The organism is Chryseobacterium indologenes, from assembly GCF_001295265.1.
Lineage (GTDB): Bacteria > Bacteroidota > Bacteroidia > Flavobacteriales > Weeksellaceae > Chryseobacterium > Chryseobacterium indologenes_A.
In genome coordinates, this window is the sequence record NZ_LJOD01000006.1 from 91,004 (window position 1) to 113,265 (window position 22,262).

25 protein-coding genes are annotated in these 22,262 nt (G+C 37.4%); 9 read left to right on the forward strand and 16 right to left on the reverse strand.

Going from position 1 to position 22,262, the window contains the following annotated elements:
* Positions 1-15: 15 nt before the first annotated feature.
* Complete coding sequence (locus AOB46_RS10685) at positions 16-579, reverse strand: Crp/Fnr family transcriptional regulator (RefSeq protein ID WP_062699122.1); 564 nt, start codon at positions 577-579, stop codon at positions 16-18.
* Positions 580-776: 197 nt separating this feature from the next.
* Between AOB46_RS10685 and era the strand changes: the two genes are divergently transcribed.
* Entirely contained in the window at positions 777-1,652 is an 876-nt protein-coding gene (gene era, locus AOB46_RS10690) for a GTPase Era (protein ID WP_062699124.1), read from the forward strand.
* A 65-nt stretch (positions 1,653-1,717) separates the two neighbouring features.
* Complete coding sequence (locus AOB46_RS10695) at positions 1,718-2,146, forward strand: DoxX family protein (RefSeq protein ID WP_062699126.1); 429 nt, start codon at positions 1,718-1,720, stop codon at positions 2,144-2,146.
* A 54-nt stretch (positions 2,147-2,200) separates the two neighbouring features.
* Here the strand turns inward: AOB46_RS10695 and AOB46_RS23370 are convergent, their stop codons facing one another.
* Positions 2,201-2,362, reverse strand: coding sequence for a bacteriocin-like protein (locus AOB46_RS23370; protein WP_157845055.1), 162 nt, complete (start codon positions 2,360-2,362; stop codon positions 2,201-2,203).
* A 122-nt stretch (positions 2,363-2,484) separates the two neighbouring features.
* Between AOB46_RS23370 and AOB46_RS10700 the strand changes: the two genes are divergently transcribed.
* On the forward strand, positions 2,485-4,887 hold the full coding sequence (locus tag AOB46_RS10700) for an alpha/beta hydrolase family protein (RefSeq protein ID WP_082377074.1): 2,403 nt from the start codon (positions 2,485-2,487) through the stop codon (positions 4,885-4,887).
* Positions 4,888-4,960: 73 nt separating this feature from the next.
* Positions 4,961-5,221 carry a hypothetical protein gene (locus AOB46_RS10705; RefSeq protein ID WP_062699128.1) on the forward strand — a complete coding sequence of 87 codons (261 nt, stop codon included), beginning with the start codon at positions 4,961-4,963 and terminating at the stop codon, positions 5,219-5,221.
* Positions 5,222-5,260: 39 nt separating this feature from the next.
* Here AOB46_RS10705 and AOB46_RS10710 read toward each other — a convergent pair whose 3' ends face one another.
* Positions 5,261-5,950, reverse strand: coding sequence for an HAD family hydrolase (locus AOB46_RS10710; RefSeq protein WP_062699406.1), 690 nt, complete (start codon positions 5,948-5,950; stop codon positions 5,261-5,263).
* Between the two features lie 78 nt (positions 5,951-6,028).
* Here AOB46_RS10710 and AOB46_RS10715 point away from each other — a divergent pair, with 78 nt between their 5' ends.
* Positions 6,029-6,592: a Crp/Fnr family transcriptional regulator gene (locus tag AOB46_RS10715; protein ID WP_062699130.1), complete on the forward strand. Its 564-nt coding sequence runs from the start codon at positions 6,029-6,031 to the stop codon at positions 6,590-6,592.
* Between the two features lie 111 nt (positions 6,593-6,703).
* Positions 6,704-7,207 (forward strand): GNAT family N-acetyltransferase, encoded by a 504-nt coding sequence (locus AOB46_RS10720; protein WP_062699132.1) that lies wholly within the window; start codon positions 6,704-6,706, stop codon positions 7,205-7,207.
* Positions 7,208-7,341: 134 nt separating this feature from the next.
* Here AOB46_RS10720 and AOB46_RS10725 read toward each other — a convergent pair whose 3' ends face one another.
* From AOB46_RS10725 to AOB46_RS10740, 4 genes are all read right to left on the reverse strand, one after another.
* Positions 7,342-8,703 carry an MATE family efflux transporter gene (locus tag AOB46_RS10725; protein WP_062699135.1) on the reverse strand — a complete coding sequence of 454 codons (1,362 nt, stop codon included), beginning with the start codon at positions 8,701-8,703 and terminating at the stop codon, positions 7,342-7,344.
* Between the two features lie 104 nt (positions 8,704-8,807).
* Positions 8,808-9,992: a sigma-54-dependent transcriptional regulator gene (locus AOB46_RS10730; RefSeq protein WP_062699137.1), complete on the reverse strand. Its 1,185-nt coding sequence runs from the start codon at positions 9,990-9,992 to the stop codon at positions 8,808-8,810.
* A gap of 56 nt (positions 9,993-10,048) precedes the next feature.
* Complete coding sequence (locus AOB46_RS10735) at positions 10,049-10,708, reverse strand: YggS family pyridoxal phosphate-dependent enzyme (protein WP_062699139.1); 660 nt, start codon at positions 10,706-10,708, stop codon at positions 10,049-10,051.
* 123 nt (positions 10,709-10,831) lie between these two features.
* Entirely contained in the window at positions 10,832-11,698 is an 867-nt protein-coding gene (locus AOB46_RS10740; protein ID WP_062699141.1) for a polysaccharide deacetylase family protein, read from the reverse strand.
* Between the two features lie 544 nt (positions 11,699-12,242).
* On the opposite strand from AOB46_RS10740, the gene AOB46_RS10745 reads away from it, so the two are divergent.
* The gene (locus AOB46_RS10745) at positions 12,243-13,067 is read left to right on the forward strand and encodes a carboxypeptidase-like regulatory domain-containing protein (RefSeq protein WP_062699143.1); all 825 of its coding nucleotides are present in this window, start codon (positions 12,243-12,245) and stop codon (positions 13,065-13,067) included.
* 11 nt (positions 13,068-13,078) lie between these two features.
* Here AOB46_RS10745 and AOB46_RS10750 read toward each other — a convergent pair whose 3' ends face one another.
* From AOB46_RS10750 to AOB46_RS10780, 7 genes are all read right to left on the reverse strand, one after another.
* A complete protein-coding gene (locus AOB46_RS10750; RefSeq protein ID WP_062699145.1) occupies positions 13,079-13,813 on the reverse strand; it encodes a DUF72 domain-containing protein in 735 nt (244 codons plus the stop codon).
* 31 nt (positions 13,814-13,844) lie between these two features.
* Complete coding sequence (locus tag AOB46_RS10755; RefSeq protein ID WP_062699147.1) at positions 13,845-16,730, reverse strand: heavy metal translocating P-type ATPase; 2,886 nt, start codon at positions 16,728-16,730, stop codon at positions 13,845-13,847.
* A gap of 224 nt (positions 16,731-16,954) precedes the next feature.
* Positions 16,955-17,515, reverse strand: coding sequence for a helix-turn-helix domain-containing protein (locus tag AOB46_RS10760; protein WP_062699149.1), 561 nt, complete (start codon positions 17,513-17,515; stop codon positions 16,955-16,957).
* Positions 17,512-17,904, reverse strand: a complete 393-nt coding sequence (locus AOB46_RS10765) for an acyl-CoA thioesterase (protein ID WP_062699151.1) — start codon at positions 17,902-17,904, stop codon at positions 17,512-17,514. The genes AOB46_RS10760 and AOB46_RS10765 overlap by 4 nt, the downstream gene beginning before the upstream one ends.
* A 97-nt stretch (positions 17,905-18,001) precedes the next feature.
* A complete protein-coding gene (locus tag AOB46_RS10770) occupies positions 18,002-18,415 on the reverse strand; it encodes a DUF6157 family protein (protein ID WP_062699153.1) in 414 nt (137 codons plus the stop codon).
* A 97-nt stretch (positions 18,416-18,512) separates the two neighbouring features.
* Positions 18,513-18,716 carry a helix-turn-helix domain-containing protein gene (locus AOB46_RS10775; RefSeq protein WP_062699155.1) on the reverse strand — a complete coding sequence of 68 codons (204 nt, stop codon included), beginning with the start codon at positions 18,714-18,716 and terminating at the stop codon, positions 18,513-18,515.
* A 3-nt stretch (positions 18,717-18,719) separates the two neighbouring features.
* Positions 18,720-19,274 (reverse strand): DUF2975 domain-containing protein, encoded by a 555-nt coding sequence (locus AOB46_RS10780; protein WP_062699157.1) that lies wholly within the window; start codon positions 19,272-19,274, stop codon positions 18,720-18,722.
* 250 nt (positions 19,275-19,524) lie between these two features.
* Here AOB46_RS10780 and AOB46_RS10785 point away from each other — a divergent pair, with 250 nt between their 5' ends.
* Positions 19,525-19,875: an RNA recognition motif domain-containing protein gene (locus AOB46_RS10785; RefSeq protein WP_062699159.1), complete on the forward strand. Its 351-nt coding sequence runs from the start codon at positions 19,525-19,527 to the stop codon at positions 19,873-19,875.
* Between the two features lie 93 nt (positions 19,876-19,968).
* On the opposite strand, the gene AOB46_RS10790 is transcribed toward AOB46_RS10785, so the two are convergent.
* Complete coding sequence (locus AOB46_RS10790) at positions 19,969-20,457, reverse strand: BlaI/MecI/CopY family transcriptional regulator (protein WP_062699161.1); 489 nt, start codon at positions 20,455-20,457, stop codon at positions 19,969-19,971.
* A gap of 8 nt (positions 20,458-20,465) precedes the next feature.
* Entirely contained in the window at positions 20,466-21,068 is a 603-nt protein-coding gene (locus AOB46_RS10795; protein WP_062699163.1) for a phosphatase PAP2 family protein, read from the reverse strand.
* 125 nt (positions 21,069-21,193) lie between these two features.
* Here AOB46_RS10795 and pdhA point away from each other — a divergent pair, with 125 nt between their 5' ends.
* Positions 21,194-22,195, forward strand: coding sequence for a pyruvate dehydrogenase (acetyl-transferring) E1 component subunit alpha (pdhA, locus tag AOB46_RS10800; protein WP_062699165.1), 1,002 nt, complete (start codon positions 21,194-21,196; stop codon positions 22,193-22,195).
* Positions 22,196-22,262 lie beyond the last annotated feature (67 nt).

Consider the following 22,262-nt stretch of genomic DNA (forward strand, 5'->3'; position numbering starts at 1 on the left):
ATTTCCTTTATATAGTTATTTAATTTCTGCACGTATCCTGCTCAGGCTGACCTGTGTAATCCCCAGATAAGAGGCAATATGCCCCAGCTGGACTCTTTTCAGAAGGTCAGGATTATAGGCAATCAGATCTTTATACCGTTCCAGAGAAGTTTTAAACTGCCTTGAAATAATCAGTTCTTCGGATTTTATCATTTCAGATTCTGCCAGCTTTCTTCCCCAGTTGGCAATATGAATATCTTCGTTAAATAATGTCCTGAGGTTTTCTGTTTCCAGTCTGTATAGATCGCAGTCTTCCAGAAGCTCAATACTTTCATAGCCGGGTTTATCCTCAACATAGCTTTTCATTGAAATCACCGTCTGTCCTTCACTTCCGAACCAAAAGGTAATATCATTCTCAGCCGTGGTAGCATAAGCTCTGGCAATACCCTTCCTGATAAAATAAACATAGGGAATAATCTTATCTGCTTCCATAAGACAGAAATTTTTAGGATACGAAACTTCTGTAATATGTTCCTTTAAACTGATTTTGGAGGCTTCAGGAAGAACATATATACGGTCAAGGATCTGGTCTATCGTCATAATAAGAATTCTGGTTTTCAAAAATATCAGTTTTAGCCTATGCGATACAATAAAACAGCTTCATTTTTTTAAGGAATATGAACAGACTATTCCTGTGGCCTGTACCGGTGATTCCCGCTTTTTTCATCCTAAAATTGGAGATAAGACCCAAAGACCGGTTTTGTTTTACTAACTTTGCAGTTCGTAATATTATTTTTATGCATAAAGCTGGATTTGTAAATATAGTCGGAAAGCCTAATGCCGGAAAATCTACCTTATTGAATCAATTGATGGGGGAGAAACTGGCAATTGTAACGCAAAAGGCCCAGACCACCCGCCACAGAATCTTTGGGATATATAATGAAGATGATCTCCAGATCGTATTTTCTGATACTCCGGGAGTGTTAGATCCGAAATACGGACTTCAGGAAAAAATGATGGATTTTGTAAAGGATTCTTTACAGGATGCCGATGTTTTCCTGTTCATTGTAGATGTAACCGATAAAGCAGAACCTTCGGAATTTTTAATTGATAAACTGAATAAAATTCCGGTTCCCGTACTTCTTCTCCTGAATAAAGTAGACCAGACTGATCAGGAAGGACTGGAAAAACTGGTAGAATTATGGCATGGCAGAATTCCGAAAGCGGAAATTCTCCCTATCTCTGCACTAAATGCTTTCAATACGGAAATTATTCTTCCAAAATTAAAATCATTGCTGCCGGAAAATCCGCCTTATTATGAAAAAGACCAGTTTACCGACAAGCCGGAAAGGTTCTTTGTCAATGAAGCGATCCGCGAGAAGATCCTTCTGAACTACGAAAAAGAAATCCCTTACTCAGTAGAGGTTGTAACAGAACAATTTAAAGAAAAAGAAGGAATTATCTTCATCGATTCTATTATTTATGTGGAAAGAGATACCCAGAAAGGAATTATTATCGGGCATAAAGGTGAGGCAATCAAGAAAGTAGGAACAGAAGCAAGACTGGATCTTGAAAAGTTCTTTAATAAAAAAATTCATCTGAATTTATTTGTGAAAGTGAAAAAAGACTGGCGTAAAAACGACAGGGATCTTAAAAATTTCGGGTACAGATAAACTAAAAACACCGGAATCCCGTTGTATTAAAAGATTTTTATTACCTTAGTCTAAATTTTTAGTAGATGAACTATTTAAACTCAAATTCCAGCTCAGTCCCTAAAGATCTTGTTTTATTAGTAGTGAGAGTATTTATTGGTTTTGCCATGCTGTCTCACGGTTTTCCTAAACTTCAGATGCTTATAGGAGGCGGAAAAATTGAATTTTATGATTTTATAGGGCTAGGACCTCTGATCTCTTTGATTCTTACTGTTTTTGCTGAATTTGTTTGTTCAATATTGCTGATACTTGGCCTTTTTACAAGGGTTTCTTTAGGATTTCTGATCTTTACCATGATTATTGCTGCTTTTATGGTACACGGAGCAGATTCTTTTGACAAAAGAGAAATGAGCCTGGTGTATCTGTCTGTATATCTGCTGCTGCTGGTATTTGGTGCCGGAAAGGTATCTGTGGATCACATGATAGAAAAAAGGAAAAGAGCTTCAGATTGGTAAGCTTAAACGGATAAAATTAAGAGGCATCTCAGGAATGAGATGCCTCTTTTGCTTTTATGGCCTGCACGGAGATGAAGTCGGGATGCAGTCCCAGATTGGAGATCCGTGTTCCGTTCTGCCTACTATGCAGGCTCTGTATCCGTCATCACATAATGGAGCGCTTCCTCCGATAATTGTTTTCAGACTGTTCTTGGATAATTTTCTTAAATTTTTCATATTGTTTTATTTTGAGTATTAAATGTAAGTAAAAAATATTAATTATTTCACTGTATCGAGATTATTTTAATAAATTTTATCTGTACTTAAAAATTTCATTATATTAGTAAAAATGATTTTTTATGAAGATAAAACTGACCATCTGCCTTCTGGCGTTTCTTAATTTTTATGATGCACAGGAAAATATTACTTATCAGAAACCATCTGCAGAAATCCTAAAGCTGGCAGATTACGAGAGACCTCCGGGGGTGATGATGAACAGTAAAAAAGACTGGGTAGTTTTTACCTACCGCCCGACTTATAAAACACTGGAAGACCTTAACCAGCAGGAACTGAAATTGGGAGGGCTGAGAATTAATCCCATAACCAATATTTCAAGCACGGTTACGTATTCAAATAATCTGAAGATCAGAAAAATAAATGATAAGAATGAAATTCAGGTGAAAAACCTTCCTGCTAATCCTAAAATAACTTTCATTTCATTCTCACCTGATGAAAAAAAGCTGGCTTTTACCAATACAACCGCCAAAGGAGTAGAGCTCTGGATTGTAGATATGGAAACAGCTTCTGCTAAGAAAATTACCAGCGATAACCTTAATGCTAATGTAGGAAGTCCCTATCAATGGTACAATGATTCGCAGAATTTACTGATCAGGACATTGCCTCAAAACAGGCCTGCTCTGATTAACTCTGATAAAGATCTTCCTACGGGGCCAATCGTTTCTACGGCAGACGGAAAAGTTTCACAGAACAGGACTTATCAGGATTTACTGAAGAATCCTCAGGATGAAAAAAACTTTGAAGTGATTACTGCTTCTGAGATTTACAGTGTTGACCTGAATGGTAATCTGAAAAAAGTAAAAGATAAGGATATGTATGTAGGTCTGAGCTTTTCTCCTGACGGAAATTATTTAATGGCGGTTGTGGTTAAAAAGCCATTCTCCTATATTGTTCCTTACAACAGATTTCCATTGACTACTACTGTATACGATATGAAGGGAAATACGGAGAAAGTGGTTAATGAAGTTCCTTTAAATGAAGTGATGCCAAAAGGCTTCTCTTCTGTAAGAACAGGGAAAAGAAACATGGGGTGGAGAAGTGATGCTCCGGCTACATTAGTCTATGCTGAAGCCCTGGACGGAGGAGACCAGTCAAAACCTGCAGACTTCAGAGATGAGATCTTTACTTGGGAAGCTCCGTTTACGACAGCTCCTAAATCATTCTTCAAAACAAAACAGAGATATGAAGGAACAGAATGGACAAATGATCACTATGCAGTTATTTCTGAGGGCTGGTACGATACCAGAAATACAAAGTCTTTCTTAGTAGATCTTAATAATTCAGAATCGAAAATTATTGAAGACAGAAATTCCCAGGATGTATACAGTGACCCGGGGATATTTAATACCACAAAAAATCAGTACGGAAGATATGTAATTGATATGAAAGGCGGAAAATCTTATCTGATTGGTGATGGCTTCACCAAAGACGGACAACATCCTTTTATTGATGAAATGGATATGAAGTCATTGAAAAAGAAAAGGATTTACACTTCCGATCTTAAAAATGCCAAAGAGGAAATTGTGGATATTCTTAATCCTGCAAAAGGAGAGATTCTCACAACCCAGCAGTCTGCCAGCCAATATCCGAATTACTTCAAAAAGAACATTAAAACCAATAAAGCAGAAGCTGTTACCAGTTTTGCCAACCCTTTTGAAAGCATCAGGGATGTTTATAAAGAAGTGATTACCTATAAAAGAAACGATGGTGTAACTCTGACCGGAACGCTTTATTTACCTGCCGGATATGACCGTAAAGCAAAGAAGGAAAAGCTGCCGTTACTGATCTGGGCTTATCCTACAGAATATAAAGACAAAAATACAGCCGGACAGAATACCCAGAACCCTAATGATTTCACTTTCCCTTATTACGGATCTTTTGTCTACTGGACTACAAAAGGATATGCCGTGCTGGATGATGCCGCTTTCCCGATCATTGGGGAAGGGAAAACTGAGCCGAATGACACTTTTATTCCTCAGCTGGTAGCCAATGCAGAAGCTGCCATCAATGCCGTAGACCAGTTAGGCTATATTGATAAAAAGAAAGTAGCTGTAGGAGGACATTCTTATGGAGCTTTTATGACGGCAAACCTTCTTACCCATTCCAAATTATTTGCCTGTGGTATTGCCCGAAGCGGAGCGTACAACAGAACACTGACGCCGTTCGGATTCCAGATGGAGCAGAGAAATTACTGGGATGTTCCGGAAATCTACAACACGATGTCTCCTTTCATGCATGCCGACCAAATGAAAACTCCATTACTGCTGGTGCATGGTGACGCAGACAATAATCCGGGAACCTTTACCCTTCAGACGGAAAGATATTTCCAGGCGTTGAAAAACCTGGGAGCTCCGGTAAAAATGGTTCTTCTGCCAAAAGAAGCACACAGCTATCAGGCGAAGGAGAATATACTTCATCTTTTATGGGAACAGGACCAGTTCCTTGAAAAATGTTTAAAGAAATAGAAAATATTTAAAGATAAAGCCCGTTTGATAATAGCGGGCTTTTTTTGTTCTGCTGAAACTGATAACGATACTTATGAAACAATATTGCATCTTACTTTTGATTCCTGCCCTAAGCTTCGCACAGCTGTCTGATAAAACGAATGAGATTTATAAAAAACTGTCAGAAAGCAAAAGAGTAGAATCTGTTGCCATTGGAGATGCAGGAGAAAGAAGCAGTGTATTTGATCACTATAAAGAAAAAAAACGTCCTGAATATTACGAAAAACTCGCTTATTTTAAAAAGAAATACAATTCTGAAATCATTAAAAAATATCTGGAATTTTGCGGAAACTGACTGAAAACACAAAACCGCTTTCAAACAGCGGTTTTTTATTTATAAATGCTTCAGCACTTCATTAATGCTTTTCAACTCTATGAAATGTTCGTGTTCCAGAGTATGCTCATGCTGTTCATGCGCCCAAGTGACATGGTAAGGAATATGAGCCGCAAATCCACCAATTTCTAAAACAGGCAGAATATCAGATTTTATGGAATTGCCCAGCATAAGAAAATTTTCAGGCTGGCAGTCCAGATGTTTCAGGAGCTTTCTGTAGTCGCTTTCTTTTTTGTCACTCATAATTTCAATATGATGAAAATATTCCTGCAGCCCCGAATTTTTAAGCTTACGTTCCTGATCCAGAAGGTCTCCTTTTGTAGCTACCACCAGACGATATTTCCCTTTCAGGCTTTCCAGCGTTTCTGTTACGCCTTCAAGAAGTTCTATTGGTTTCTGAAGCAATTCCTGGCCAATCTCGATAGCTCTGTTAACCAGATGAAAATTAGCCGTACCTCCTGAAACCCGGCTTATCGTTTCAATCATGCAGAGCATAAAACCTTTCACACCATATCCGTAAAGATGGAGATTCTGCATTTCCGTTTTAAACAATTCCTGGGACACGGAATGTTGAGGCAGATAATCCTCAAGCAATACACAGAATTCTTTTTCTGCTTCCTGGAAATAGGGTTCGTTAACCCAAAGTGTATCATCTGCGTCAAAAGCAATAGTGGTGATGTGATTATTCATTTTTGTTTTTGTATTTTTCTTACCGCAAAATTCAGAATAAAAAATAAACAAGGAAAGGACATTTGTCCCGGATATCATATGCTACGGACCAATCAGTTATTTTTAGATTATATAGAAGACCTTTATAATAAGAAAGAGAATAAAGGAAATATTGTGCTGGAATCTTTTTCGAAAGGAGAAGAAATGTTGATTCAGAACCGTAAACCTTCCCGGATCATGCTGATAAAGGACGGAATCACCAAATGTTTTTTTGTAGAGGAGAACGGAAAAGAATATATCGTAGAGTTGCTGGGAAGGGGAGAGGTTATCGGAGAAATAGAGCTGATCCGGAATATTCCGTGCTTATGCAGTATTGAAGCGTTAACAGAGGTCTGTGCTTATACCTTATCAATTCCTTATTTCCAGTCTTTAATCAAAACCGATCTGGTCCTGAATAATCTGCTGCTCGATGTGTTTGCACAAAGGATTATCAATACTTCCAGCCGCGCATCTTATCAGCAGCTTTATACAACGGAACATACTTTGAGACAGTTTCTTGAGTTACAGGCACAGCAGGGAATCCATCTTTCTAAGGAGGATATGGCAGCTTACCTGGGAATTACAGTGAGAAGTCTGAACAGAGCTTTAAAAAACTTAATTTAATTTTATTTGCTGTTTTTTTAGGGCGTGTTATGATAATTTTTTTAAAATTTAAATTCATATGGGTTTTTTTAAGGGGTGTGGTGTAATTTTATTAATTTTGAATAAAAAATAATGAGCGGGATCAAATTCAGAAATGCATCATTAGAGGATCTGGAAAATATTGTTGAAATATATAACTCAACAGTTGCTTCCAGAATGGTGACAGCTGATGTGGAAGAAGTTACAGTAGAAAGTAAACGACAATGGTTTGATGAGCATAATCCGCAAACAAGACCGCTCTGGATTGTAGAAAATGTTGATGATGAGATCGTAGGCTGGGTTAGCTTTAGTTCGTTTCATGAAAGAGCTGCGTACAGCGGAACCGCAGAGGTCAGTATCTATCTGAATGAAAAAAGCAGAGGAAAGGGATATGGCCGGGAAATCCTTCAGTACTGCATCGATAACGCTTCAAAATTTAAAATTCACACATTGGTAGCACTTATTTTCCTTCATAATGAACCAAGCCTGAAGCTTTTCCGGAATTCCGGATTTGAAGACTGGGGAACATTACCCGATGTTGCCATTCTGGACGGTGTGAAAAGAAGCCTGAAAATTCTGGGACGAAAGGTGGATTAAATAACTCATTCTTGGCTTTTCTATTTTGTGGTTGGTAAATTGATAGATGCCGGAATTTATAAATAAAACGCTTAAAAGCAGAAAATAAAAAACGCGGAGTCTGAAACTCCGCGTTGATTTAGTAGATTAATTTTTTATAATGTCTGCTTAATTCTCTTTGCAGACATATTCAGGAATCGTTTTACCAGGAATACCGCAGAAACCGTAAGCCCAAGCCCCAGAGCGATCCACATTCCGAAAGCGCCCATTTTCAGAGTGACGCAAAGTAAATATCCCAATGGAATGGTGATAATCCAATATGCGATAAAAGTATAGATCGACGGTATTTTCACGTCCTGCAATCCTCGTAACATTCCCAGAGCGGTTACCTGAATTCCGTCTGAAAGCTGGAACAAAGCCGCAATGATCATTAATTTAGAAGCTAATGTAATGACCTCAATCTCTTCTTTCTTGGTGAAGAATGTAGGAAGGATGTTTCTCCCTAAAATGAAGACCAATCCGCAGATGCACATGAAGATAAATGCAATCTTCAGGTTATTGATTCCCACCTTTCTCAGTTCAATAAAGTTCTGTTCACCCAGTTTTCTTCCGATCATTACTGTTGATGCCACACTGAAGCCAACGCATAGGTTGAAGGTAAATGAGGCCATGCTTAATGCAATCTGATGAGAAGCAATATCGTGAGCAGAGATCAGCCCGCAGATGAATGCTGCTCCTGCAAAAGCAGTTACCTCAAAGAACATCTGTAAAGCTGTTGGCAAGCCCAGTTTCACCATTTTATCGAACATTTTCTTAGAGAAGTTCTGAATTTTCAAAGAAAAATCCTTGATGTAACGTCTTGTTTTCTTCTCTTTTACCAACACGAAATACAGGAAAATCACCATAAAAATTCTGGAGATCAGTGTTGCTAAAGCAGATCCTTTCACCCCCATTTCCGGGAAAATCCAAAGCCCTTTGATGAAAACATAATTCAATGCAATATTAATGACATTGGCAATGATGGTAGCCTTGGTAACACCTATAGTATAGGATAGTCCTTCAGATACCTCACGCAGGGTCTGGAAAGCCATAAAAGGAATCATGCTGATGGCCATAATGCTGAGGAAGTCCACCGTGTCGGGAATGATCTTTTCCGGCTGTCCGGAGTGATAAAGCAGGGGCATTCCCAGAAACAAAAGTCCCATCAGAATGATCCCTACAGACATATTAATGACAAATCCGTGGCTGAATACAGAGTTAATGATCGCATGATCCTCTTTGGAATGTGCTTCAGAAACCAGCGGAGGTATAGCAAATGAAAACCCAAGCGCCAGTACAAATATGGAGAAGAATACAGCATTCCCCAATGAAACAGAAGCCAGTGCGTCTGCTCCTAAAAGTTTTCCGACAATAATATTATCGAATAAATTTACCGAAACCTGCCCCACCTGTGTAAGCATCACAGGAAGAGCCAAAGTCAGGCATTCTTTCGTATAGTTTTTGTTTAAAAAGTTCATCGTATTTTATGATTCATATAGTTATATTTCAATAGTTTCCCCCAAAAAAAAATTTGCAGTAAGGCTACTGCAAATTTTTATAATTTATTTAATGATTAATTAAATTATTTCCTTACAAAACTTGCAACATCCTCTGCGGAAACAGAATTCCCACCAAGAATAATTAATCTTTCCACAACATTTCTAAGTTCTCTGATATTTCCGGTCCATGAAAAAGCTTTTAGCGCTTCAATAGCCTTATCATCAAATTTTTTCACGGCAGTACCATGCTCATCGGCAATCATACCGGAAAAATGCTCTACTAATAATTTAATGTCTTCCTTTCTTTCATCCAAAGGCGGAACATAAATTTCAATCACAGAAAGCCTGTGGTAAAGATCTTCTCTGAATTTTCCTTCTTCAATTTCCTTCTGCATATTTTTGTTGGTAGCCGCAATTACTCTTACATCTACCTTTATTTCCTTATCGCTTCCTACCGGAGAAACTTTACTTTCCTGAAGGGCTCTTAATACCTTGGCCTGAGCAATAAGGCTCATATCTCCAATCTCATCCAGAAAGATGGTACCGCCGTTGGCCTGTTCAAATTTTCCTTGCTTATCCTTGATTGCTCCTGTAAATGAACCTTTTACGTGTCCGAATAATTCAGACTCAATAAGTTCAGACGGGATCGCGGCACAGTTAACCTCTACCATCGGACCTCTCGCACGTTCACTCTGGTTATGGATGGCATGGGCTACCAGTTCTTTTCCGGCACCGTTAGGCCCTGTAATCAGAACTCTGGCATCTGAAACAGCTACCTTTTCAATCATTTCCTGGATTTTCTTAAGAGCAGAAGATTCACCAATCATCTGATATTTTTTGCTGACCTTCTTTTTTAAGGTTTTATTTTCAGTCTGAAGGTTTTTGTTCTCTTTCTTTAAAGACTCTTTAGCCAGGGCATTCTTTACGCTGGTGATCAGCCTGTTGATGTCAATTGGCTTGGAGATGAAGTCATATGCACCTTCCTTCAGGCAGGAAACAGCAGAGTCAATATCCGCGTGGCCGGAGATCATGATAAAAGTGGTTTCAGGTTTCAGAACCATACTTTGTTTTAAAAGTTCAGTTCCTGAAAGTTTAGGCATCTTGATATCAGAGATCACCAGTGCGAAATCTTCTTTTTCGATCTGTTTATAGCCTTCAAGGCCGTCTTCGGCAATAATGAATTCATAATCAGTAAGTTCATCAGAAAGAATATTATGTAATACTCCTGAGATCGCTTTTTCGTCTTCTACAATAAGGATTTTTTGCATAGGTGCAAATTTAAATTTTTTGATTCAATTATTAGCAAAAACCATACCTAAAAATTCTATTTTGAATAATCTCTTCTGCCGAAAATTGCAGATCCTACCCGTATAGAATTGGTTCCGCATTCAATAGCCACCGGAAAATCATCACTCATTCCCATTGATAAGGTTTCCAGTGTTTTTGATTGACAGAATTCATCAAAAAGAGTTTTTAAGGTTAAAAATTCTCTTCTGATCTGCTGTTCGTTATCCGTGAACGTAGCCATTCCCATCAGTCCGGTAATTTCAACATTGGGAAACTCACCCTTAAGGTATTTTTCAAACAAAATTCTGGCTTCAGGAATATCAAGCCCGAATTTGCTATCTTCCTCAGCAATTTTTACCTGAAGAAGCACTTTTATCTTCCTGTTATGTTTCCCGGATTCTTTGTTGATTTCAGAAAGGAGCTTTTCAGAATCCACACTTTGGATGGTGTCTATAAAAGAAGCAATGTATTTCACCTTATTCGTTTGCAGATGCCCTATCAGGTGCCACTGGATATCTTTAGGAAGAAGCGGATACTTTTCCATCAGCTCCTGCACCTTATTCTCTCCAAATACTTTTTGTCCCAGATCGTAAACCTCCTGAACAGCCTGAACCGGATGTGTTTTTGAAACAGCCACCAGCTGTACATCTGCCGGAAGCTGCTGTACTATTGCGTTATAATTTACTTTAATATCCATAAATGCAAATTTCAGAATAATAAAAACAAAAAACTAATGAATCTGTAAAATAGTTGAGAGACATTCGTTAATGATCTGCCGGACTTCTGATGATGAACGGCCGGATTTTAATATGCTTTACAGTTAATTCAGGATCTCGTTAATCTTAGGGTACTGTGATATCTTTCTGAAAACAAATTTGTTACTCTTCTGTAGCTTTTCAATAAACAGATCAAGCTCATTAATGGAATCGGCATCCCTTAAGTATTGATCGTGGGTAAGGAAAACAAGGTGTCTTGAAGTCTTTTCCAGATCATTGAGGAAGATGCTGTCTACTTTTTTCAGCATGGCTTCATGGCTTCCTTTTAGGGTCATTTGAGGGGAAGGCCTCCATTCAAGATCCCATCCAATTACTTTGTATCCTGCTTTTTTAAGGCCGTTAGCAGCTTCAGCAGAGCTCTTAATATCTGTTACATTAATATTGTTAAGTCTCCAGATATTTCTTCCGGGAGTTCTTGCGATTTTATCATAAAGCTTAAGGCTGTCTTTTGCAATGTTAAAGTCATGAACCACTGCATCCGCATTTTTATAAAAATCGGTGTATTTGTTATGGGCGTGTGTAAAACTGTGGTTGGCCAGCTCAATCAGTGGGTTGCTTTTTAAAAGCTCCATGTCATCTTTCTGTTTTTTACTTCCATAAGCATGTTTTCCTACTAAAAATGCCGTGGCACACACATTTCTTTTGTTGAGGATTCTAATGAGATTTTCTGTACCCTGATTGGGACCGTCATCAAAAGTAAGATAGATAACTCTTTTGTCCGGATCTACAGTTTCATTGTCGGTCTCGGGGACCGTTTCTGCGGAGGGATGTTCCTGTGAAATGACCCTTTCAGTGTCTTTCACTTCAGTTTTGTAATTACAGCTGTTTAATAAAAATGAAGTTGCACTCACCAATGCAAGCATCCCTAGAAAAGTCTTATTTGTTGACTTTTCCGCAAAAATTTTTCTCATAAGGTTAATGGAAATTTAAATTGTTAAAAAATCGTTAAAATTAACGTATAAATGTTAACAAAATATATGCCAGTATTTAGTAAGAATCTACTTTTTAAGGTTATTTTAAGGTGTTTGTTTTTAAATGTTTTTTAACTAAAATGTTAAAATTCAGGTTATATTTGATTATCTTTATTTTTTAACATTTATTAATGATGAAAATGTTTCTCTTACTGCTTTTTTCTGATCAATTATATATTCTTCTTTTTCCGGTGATTTATTTTATCTCGGACTTTAGAATGATGATTAGTAAACATGTTTTTGAAATAGGGAAGCTGAATAGGAGATCATCAATAATAAGTTTTACTTCTTAAGATCATTTGATCTGACTGTGGCTTTCAATACCTATTAATGAATTAGTTTCAAGACTTTAATCTTCCTCAGTGCAAACTCAGGTGAATTAATGATGAAGCCGAATCTCTTTATATTCTTATCGGCATAATTATTTCTTAAAGCCCGTTGGAATAATACAATTCTTCCTATATTCGGAACTTATTTTGAAATCATGAAGCTCAAATACTTATTTCTGCTGCTGGCGGCAGGAAAATTATCTGCCCAGCAGATTTCAGGAGCAATTGTTACTGAAAAACAGTCTCCGGTTTCCGATGCAAGAATCGGGGTTGAAAATACAGATATTGGAGATGTTACGGATGGGGAAGGAAAATACACGATCAATCTTGATGGTATTGAAAAAAACAGGATCTTAAAAATAGTGGTGAACGGCTATGAACCGGTTCAGATGAATGTTTCTGCTTTTGAAGCACTGGAAAATCATACTATTGTCCTTAAAGAGAAGACTGTTGAAATAGATAAAGTGGAAATTCTCCCCAAAAAGTATATTCTGAAAAATTTTGGAACCAGAAATGCAAAGAGAAGTTACTGCGGTTACAACTCAGAAGATACATCCAAATTATTCAGGGAATATGCTATAAAGATTAAAAACACTAAAAGAGTAAAGGTGAAACAGGTTAATATTAATCTTGCTTTTTTTACATTAGAGCAGCCTGTAACACTGATCTTTGATATTCAAAAGTCTGAGGGAGGATTTCCCGGAGAATCTCTTGCTAATGAAACTTTGAAAATGACTGTTACCAAAGATGATATTAAAAATAATACAGTTTCTCTTGACGTAAGTGATAAAGGAATCTGGACGCATGAAGATTTTTTTGTGTCTACGAGAGTTTCTGAAGATTTTAAGGGAAAGCTTTATCTGGCAGGAAATATTTTTGCATTTTCAAAGAATACCTATTACAGAAACTATTTCGGGGAATGGAAAAAGTTTTCAGCAGGTGAACCTTCCATTAACGTGGATGTTCTGGTGGAAAAATAAACATTTCCGGCTTAAACTGTCTCTAAAAGCTTTTTTAAATACAATGCATTATGAATAGCTGCTGTTCCCCAGGTATTATTAAAAAATACAAAGGTTTTCTTTTCCGCTTTGAGGATTTTTTCTGCAAGATCATTAAGGAAGTGATGGCTGTATTCAGATTTGTACAGGACAGGTTTTCCGTGAAGCTTGTAATAAATAATTTCAGGATGATTGATGATCATGTCTTCCGGAAGATCACCCGGAAAGCTCACTCCGGAAAAAATGATGTTGTTTTCCTTTAAAGCCGTAAAAATATCCTTATGCCACCAGGAATGATGACGGAACTCAATGACATTAATATGCCCGAAATCAGGATTGCTGAGGATCAGATCCAGATTTTCAGGAGTGTTTTTAAAAGAAGGAGGGAGCTGGTATAAAAATCCTGAAAGTTTTGCCTGTAAATGGTCTGCAATATGGCTGCAGAACTCTTTAATCTCTTCCTGGCAGTTTTTCAGGCGCTTTTCATGAGAAATGGCTTTGGGTATTTTAATGAAAAACCTGAAATGATCCTGGGTTTCATCATGCCATTTCAAAAGAGTTTTGGCCGTTGGTTTTCGGTAAAAAGTAGAGTTGATTTCTACCGAATTGAAAACCTGTGAATATAAAGTAAGAAAGTCTTTACTTTGGGCATTTTCAGGATATAATGATCCTTTCCAGTCATTATTGTAAAATCCCGAACATCCGATGTAAAGACTTCCTTTTTTCATGCGATGTAAAATTGAAGGTTAACCAGCCGTTTTATCTCTGCTTAATATCCAGATCCACTGAATTTAATCTTAATGAATTCAGGATCACAGATAAAGAGCTGAAACTCATGGCTGCAGCTGCAATCATTGGTGACAACAGAATTCCAAAGAATGGATACAATAATCCTGCCGCAACCGGAACTCCCAGTACATTATAGATGAATGCAAAGAACAGGTTTTCTTTAATATTTTTAAGCAGCTTTTCACTTAACAGTTTTGCTTTGGCTACTCCTAAAATATCTCCTTTCAGAAGGGTGATTTCTGCGCTTTCAATGGCTACATCGGTTCCCGTTCCCATAGCGATTCCTACATCAGACTGGGCTAAAGCTGGGGAATCATTGATTCCATCACCGGTCATCGCTACGATTTTACCTTGTTGCTGCAGTCTTTTTACTTCGTTTAATTTATCTTCCGGAAGGCAGTTGGCTCTGAAATGTCTGATGCCTAATTCATCTGCAACCGCTTTTGCTGTATGTTCATTGTCTCCGGTCATCATAATAACATCAATTCCTTCATCCATCAGCTGTTTTACTGCTTTTTTGGAACTCTCTTTAATCTTGTCAGTAAAGCTGATGAAGCCCAATACCGTTTTATCCTGTGCCACATAGGAAATGGTGTGTGCTTTTGACTGTACCTCTACCGCTTTTTGTTTTAAATATTCCGGAATGCTGAGATTATGACTGGTTAGAAGACTTTCATTTCCCAGATAGGCTGTTTTTCCGTTAATCATTCCTTTTACCCCTTTTCCGGAAATATTTTCAAACTGATCCACTTTTTCTGCAGGGATATTTTCTTCTTTTGCTTTTCTGATGACAGCATTGGACAATGGATGTTCTGAATTCTGATTCAGTGAAAATGCCAGTCCTATCAGCTGATTTTGATTCCCGCTGTCTGTTGTTTCAATATGTTCCACAGAGGGTTTTCCTTCTGTAAGAGTACCGGTTTTATCAGTAATTAGAACATTTACTTTATTCATCTGTTCAAGAGCTTCTGCATTTTTAATCAGAATTCCGTTTTTGGCTCCTTTCCCGATTCCTACCATCAGAGACATAGGTGTTGCAAGACCAAGCGCACAAGGACAGGCTACAATTAAAACAGCTACAGCATTCACAAATGCAAAAAGGCTTCTTTTTCCCTCCGGCCCGAAAAACTGCCATAAAATAAACGTAAGTATTGCAATCAGAATAACTACGGGAACAAAAACCTTAGACACTTTGTCGGTTAATTTCTGAATGGGAGCTTTGCTTCGGCTGGCTTCATTCACCATTTTAATGATCTGTGAAAGAAGGGTTTCATCACCCACTTTTTCAGCTTTCATAATAAAAACCTGATTGCCGTTAATGGTTCCCGAGGAAACTTTGTCATCAATGCTTTTCTCTACAGGAACAGGCTCTCCGGTAATCATGCTTTCATCCACTACGGAACTTCCTTCAATGATTTTTCCGTCCACAGGAATTTTTTCTCCTGGTTTTACTTTTAATAAGTCACCTATCTTAACCTGGGAAAGAAGGACTTTCTTTTCCTCTCCGTTCACCATAAGATTGGCTTCATCAGGTGAAAGGTTCATCAGCTCTTTAATGGCATTTCCTGTTTTTTTATGCGCTGCCGCTTCCATAAGCTGTCCTAAAATAACCAATGTTAAAATAACACAGACGGCTTCGAAATATAATGGAATATCGTGGTTATGCCCCCGGATTTCATGAGGAATAATATCTGGGAAAGCAATAGCTGTGATGCTAAAAATGAATGCAGCAGCAACTCCCAGTGCAATAAGGCTGAACATATTTAGATTCCATGTTTTGAAGGAAACCCAGCCTCTTTTCAAAAGGAACCATCCTGAATAAAACATAACAGGCAGCGTTAATATGAATTCTATAATTCCCTGTATCTGATGGGAAAAAGGAAAATCAATAAACATTCCACCCATTGAAAGAATGAAAACAGGAATGGTAAAAGCAAGGGAAATAAAGAATTTCTTTTTTAAGATATTGTAGGTCTCATCCTCTTCATCTTCACCACTGTCCGGCATTCTTACGAGATCCATTCCACAGATTGGGCAGCTTCCGGGTTCATCACGGATGATTTCCGGATGCATCGGGCAGGTGTATTTTGCGGTTTTCTTTTCAGGATATTTTACCAGATCCATGCCACATACCGGGCATCCCACATTGGAATCGTAGGTTTTATCCCCTTCACAGTACATCGGGCAATAGTACCTTCCGGCCATTTCATCTGTTACTTTTGGAGCTTCATGATGATGGTGTGAATGTGAATGTGAATGTGAATGTGAATGTGAATGTGAATGTGAATGTGAATGGCTGTGCGATGATGTATTTTTTACAAGCTCTCCGGTAATTTCTTTAAGATGCATGTGGCATACCGGGCATCCTGTATCTGAGTCGTAGGTTTTATCCCCTTCGCAGAACATAGGGCAGTAGTAGTCTCCTATATGGTCTTTAAAGCTTTCCGGAAGGTTTGCTGAAGAGTAAGCAGGTTTGTGATCAGGATCTTTAGCATGCTTTTCTTCAATAGGAACAAGGTACATTTTACACACGGGGCATCTTTCACCCTGTTTAAAATATACTTTGTCTCCTTCGCACTCCATGGGGCAGTAATATACCGAAGACGGTGAAACCCTGTCCTGAGGCTTTACAAATGCTTTTTCAGGTTTTTCCGGGTCTTCCAGTCTGTATTTCCCTATTTCCGATAAAGCCTGATTTAAAGCCGAAAGCTCAATTTCGTGGTCGGAAGTGATGGTTGCTGTACTGTTTTCCAGGTTTACATCGGCTTTAACACCATGAACGCTGTTGAGTTTTTCTGAAATTTTTTTCTGACAGCCGGAACACGTCATTCCGAGTATATTATATTGTCTTTCCATGATCCTTGAATTTTATAGTACAAATTTCCAAAAACGGAACTTAAGACTGTTATAAATTTAAGGATAATAGTTATAAAATTAGGAAAGACTGTCAGGAGGAGGTTGGGGTGGTGAGAAAATTTGAGAGAGCAGGAGGAGTATGTAAAAATGTCTTTTCCCTTTAAAGTAAATGTCTTACTTATTATATCCTCTCTCAAATGATTTAATTTCAGATTTACGTTTACTTAAACACTGTCCAGCGGTTTCCTGTGATGATCTTTGAGCTTTTTGAACTCAGTAGGTGTGAAGCCTGTAATAGTGCGGAATTGTGTAGACAGATGCTGGACGCTTTTGTAGCCGAGTTTGCCTGCAATTTCAGTGAGATTGAATTCGTTATATAACAGCAGCTCCTTTACTTTTTCTATTTTCTGAAGGATAAAAAACTGTTCTAGCGTAATATTTTCGTTTTGAGAAAAAGTTTTAGAAAGAGAGCTGTACTCTTTATGAAGTTTTGAGCTTAAATATTCAGAGAGAAGAAAATTCTCATCAATGTCCATTCCGCTGATTTTGAGGATGATGATATTTTTGATCTTATCAACCAGCTGATGAGCGGAGTCTTTAATCCTTTCAAAGCCTGTATCGCGTAATTTTTCCTCAATACGGTGCATAACTTCATCGGGAACTTCGGTTTCAGTTTCGGCTTCTCCGAGGATAACTGAACGAAGAGGTGTACCGGTATCGTCAAATATTTTTTCAACGGCAGCAATGCATCGGTTGCATACCATGTTTTTTATGAAAATCTTCATGGTTTGCTTAATCTGTCTTTCACAAATTCAATCTGGGTTTTTCCATGGGGAGCCGGATTTCCATCAGCGTCAAGGTTTACCATAACAATTTTGTCAACGGTGATAATAGTCTGATGAGTCATTTTGTTACGGACATCACATCTTAAGGTAATGGAAGATGATCCGAAATGTACAGCCTCAATTCCTATTTCAATAATATCTCCCTGTTTGGCAGAACTTACGAAATTAATTTCTGAAATAAACTTGGTAACTACTTTTGTGTTTTCCAGCTGAATGATTGCATATAGAGCAGCTTCTTCATCAATCCATTGAAGAAGTCTTCCTCCAAAAAGTGAATGATTGGGGTTCAGGTCTTCGGGTTTTACCCATTTTCTGGTATGGTAGTTCATATTTTTAAATAATTTGCAGGACAAATTTAGTGTTAAAAAGCGGGTTTATCAAAGAAATACTATTTACTGATCTGAAGAAAATCATTCATTTTCTCAATCATTTTCTTTTGGAGCGCATTGCTTTTACCTTAGCAACTGAACTGTCATTTAAAAGTTGCCGGTATTCCGGGCTTTCTGAAGGATAAGCGGCTACTTTTCCTTCCTTATTATGATGAAACCCGAATCCGTAGCGTTTGGCTAATGGAGAAGATCTCATACAGGGTTGTCCTTTTGAGAAAAAACGAATTCTTTCTGCTTCCTTTTCACTTTCGGTAATGTTGTTCCTGAGCACATAACATTGAAAAATAATATCATCTGACGAAAACTGATACGGATGTCCGGAAATGATTTCATACTGAAGGCTGGCTAATGTTTTTTCATTCTTTTCGGGCGGGATCTGTGCCTGAGAAACAGGGCAGTCTTCTGCAGTTTCAATAAGAGTATTGTAATAATTGGTGGTATGCTGTTTCATATCAATAGAATTTAATGACACTAATATACTCTAAATCGGAGCACCTATAGCTCTTTGGCAGAAAATTTAGATTTTCCTTTTCCTGCTTCAGTTTTCTTTATTCCTTATATTCCAGGATATCTCCGGGCTGGCATTCCAGGGCTTTGCAGATGGCTTCAAGAGTGCTGAATCTTACTGCTTTTGCCTTTCCTGTTTTCAGAATAGAGAGATTGGAAAGGGTAAGGTCTACTTTTTCCGAAAGTTCATTCAGCGACATTTTTCTCTTGGCCATGATGACATCTAAATTGACAATAATCGGCATAACTTATATGGTTAATTCATTTTCAGACTGGAGTTCAATTCCTCTTTTAAACACCTGGGCAATAATAAAGATAATTCCGCCGAAAAACAGGTATTCAGATCCGGAACCTATCAATTCTTGAAGATTTTCAATGGGAGAGATTCCGGCCTTTACTGAACCTTTATCAAAAAAGTAAGAATCGGCAATAAGGGAGATAAGACCTATTGAAAGAGCGGCATAACTGATTTTGGTAATCATTATTCTGATATCTTCACTGAAAGGTGCCGCAAGATTAAGTTTCAGGAAAATTTTCACGACAAAATATGCCAGATAGGCTTTGTAACACGCCAGAAAAATAACAGTGGTCATGATCTGGTAATACAGCTGTGAGTCAGATTGATAAAGACTGTAGAAGCTGATGCCTTTATAAAGGTTCTTTGCAGCTTCGGGATTAATTACCGTGATAATGTATGAACAGGTTAACGCTCCCGCAGTGATGCAGGCCCCGATAAAAACGATCCATGAAATAACATTCATGATCGAAAGAACTCGTTTGGTTTTGGTTTCCATTGTTTTCATATTTAAGAAAAATTTACGAAAACAAATATCGGTAAATATTTATTGAAAAACAATAAATATTTTTCTTTTTTCAATTAATTCAAATATTGAATTCAACATAATGTGAGAAACACTATAAAAAAAGCTTTGATTTGAAATTTTTAATTGTATCTTGCATACGTTTATATTTGGAATCAATATTTGTTCATTAATTTATGTTGTTTTTCTTTTATATACCCAAATTTTTATTAATTTTTTAATTTTATTTAAAATGAACATTTTTGTTTCAAACATCAATTACGCAACTAAAGAATATGAGTTGCATGATCTATTTGCAGAATTCGGTGACGTATCATCAGCTAAAATCGTTACTGACAGAGAAACTGGCCGTTCAAGAGGTTTTGGTTTCATCGAAATGGGTGATGAAGAAGGAAAGCAGGCAATTGAAGCTCTTAATCAGAAAGATTTCAACGGAAAAACGTTGAATGTATCTGAAGCTAAGCCAAGAGAAGAAAAACCAAGAAGAAGCTTCGATAACAACAGAGGCGGAGGTTACGGAAATAACAACAACAGAGGCGGAGGCTATGGTAACAACCGTGGCGGAGGCGGAAATCGTTGGTAAAAATATAAGCGGCTTTTAAGCCGCTTTTTTTATGTTGTATTATTCTATATGATATTTTTATAAATCTTTCTTCTTCCGATTGAACTAATTTTATCAGTCCTTTTTCTTCTTTTTCTTTTTATTATCTTTTCCTTTCTCTTTTTCCTTTCCTTTCTTGCCTTTTTTAGGATTGAGTACTTCTTCGGCAATTTCAAATTTGGGTTCTTCAGCTTTGGCTGGTTTTATTTCTATTTTAAGGTCAAAGTAACCCTTCAGGTCATTTTGTGAAATTAAATTTTCGTTAAATAAAAATTCAAGAATTTCCTTTCCTGAGTCATCGAAAAAATGATGAGCCAGCTCTTTCAGTAAAAATTTCCTGTATTCTTCCATAGGAACAATTACGGAATATTTGAAGATTCTGCCTTCTTTTTCTGTAGCAAGATACCCCTTTTCAACAAGTATTTTTAGATAAGTGGAAGCCGTATTTTGATGCGGTTTAGGCTCAGGATGCTGCTCCATAACGTCTTTCAGATAAAAAGATTCCAGCTTCCAAAACAGTTTCATAAAGTTCTCTTCTGCAGACGTAAGATGATTAATTTTCATAGATGTTCTTAATGTTGAAATTGTATATTGCAATAAAGATAAACAAAAGATACCAGAAATGCTATTCCGGCCCCCATAAATACTTCTTTTACCGTATGTCTTTTTAAAATAACTCTGGTTATTCCTACCAGTACGGCGATACCCAGCCAGATAAGGCCCATCTTCCAGTCCAGAGTGAAAAACAGTGCCGCCACAAATATATTGAAAGAAGTATGCATAGAGCTTTTAATAAAAAAATTACTGATCTGCATGGTAATAAGAAGAATCAGAATAAAAAGCATAACCAGATCGATATATCCATTTCTTACATAATAAAAAATAAGATAACCAATCAGGCAGCCTGCCACAAATATATATAAGGTTTTCCTTTGTATACGGTCAGATACATCCATATTGGTATATCTTCCTGTTCTTACATTCCAGATCAGCCAGATAATGACGGGAATAATAGTCATTAAAAGGATAGGAACAAAGTAAAGCAGAGAGTCTTTAAATGAATATTCCTTTACACTCATATAAACGTAGAAAATAAACAGAGAAACTAAAGGGTTGAAAAAATCAGAGATGACTTTTGAAATTTTATGTACCAATGACGGTGATTTTCCTTCCATGTTTAAGTTTAAAATTCAAATATAACACTATAAGCAAAAAAACAATTGGTAGGTATACGATAAAAACAAAGTTTTTTTTATAATTTTGCTCAAATATTTCATCATAAATAAGCAAGAGCTATCACATGAAAGAATTTTCTAAAGAGGTATACCTGAAGTGGTATGAAGATATGACTATGTGGAGAAGGTTTGAAGACAAATGCCGTTCTCTTTATCTAAAACAAAAGATCAGAGGTTTTTTACATTTGTATAACGGTCAGGAAGCTATTCCTGCCGGCTTCACGCATGCAATGGACTTAACGAAGGACAGTATGATTACTGCTTACAGATGCCATATTCATCCAATGGCGATGGGTGTGGATCCTAAGAGAATTATGGCTGAACTTTGCGGTAAAGCTACCGGAACATCAGGAGGTATGGGTGGATCTATGCACATTTTCAGCAAAGAGCACCGTTTCTACGGAGGTCATGGTATTGTTGGAGGGCAGATTCCTTTGGGAGCAGGTATTGCTTTTGCAGATAAATATTTCGACAGAAAAGCAGTGAATATCTGTTTCTTTGGAGATGGTGCTGCCAGACAGGGGTCTTTACATGAAACATTTAACATGGCCATGAACTGGAAGCTTCCTGTAGTATTTGTTGTAGAAAACAACCAATATGCAATGGGAACTTCTGTAAAAAGAACAGCTAACCACGAAGATATCTATAAACTGGGTCTTGGCTATGAAATGCCTTGCCTTGCAGTAGATGCAATGGATCCTGAAAAAGTAGCCGAAGCAGCTTACGAAGCCATTGAAAGAGCAAGAAGAGGAGACGGGCCTACATTCATTGAAGCAAGAACATACCGTTACCGAGGACACTCTATGTCTGATGCTGAGCCTTACCGTTCTAAAGAAGAAGTGGCAGTTCACAAGAATGATGATCCTATCGAGCTGGTAAAACAAAGAATTTTAGCTAACGGATGGGCTACAGAAGAGGAACTGGAAGCTATGGATAACAAATCAAGAGATTTTGTTGAAGAATGCATCGAATTTATGGAGAACTCTCCGTATCCGGATGCTGAAAAAATCTATGAGTATGTTTATGCTCAGGAAGACTATCCATTCTTAGATAAATTAGAAAATTAATAAATAAAAATTAATTTGAAATTTGAAGTTTGAAATTTCCGAATTCTCAAATCTCAAATCTCGAATC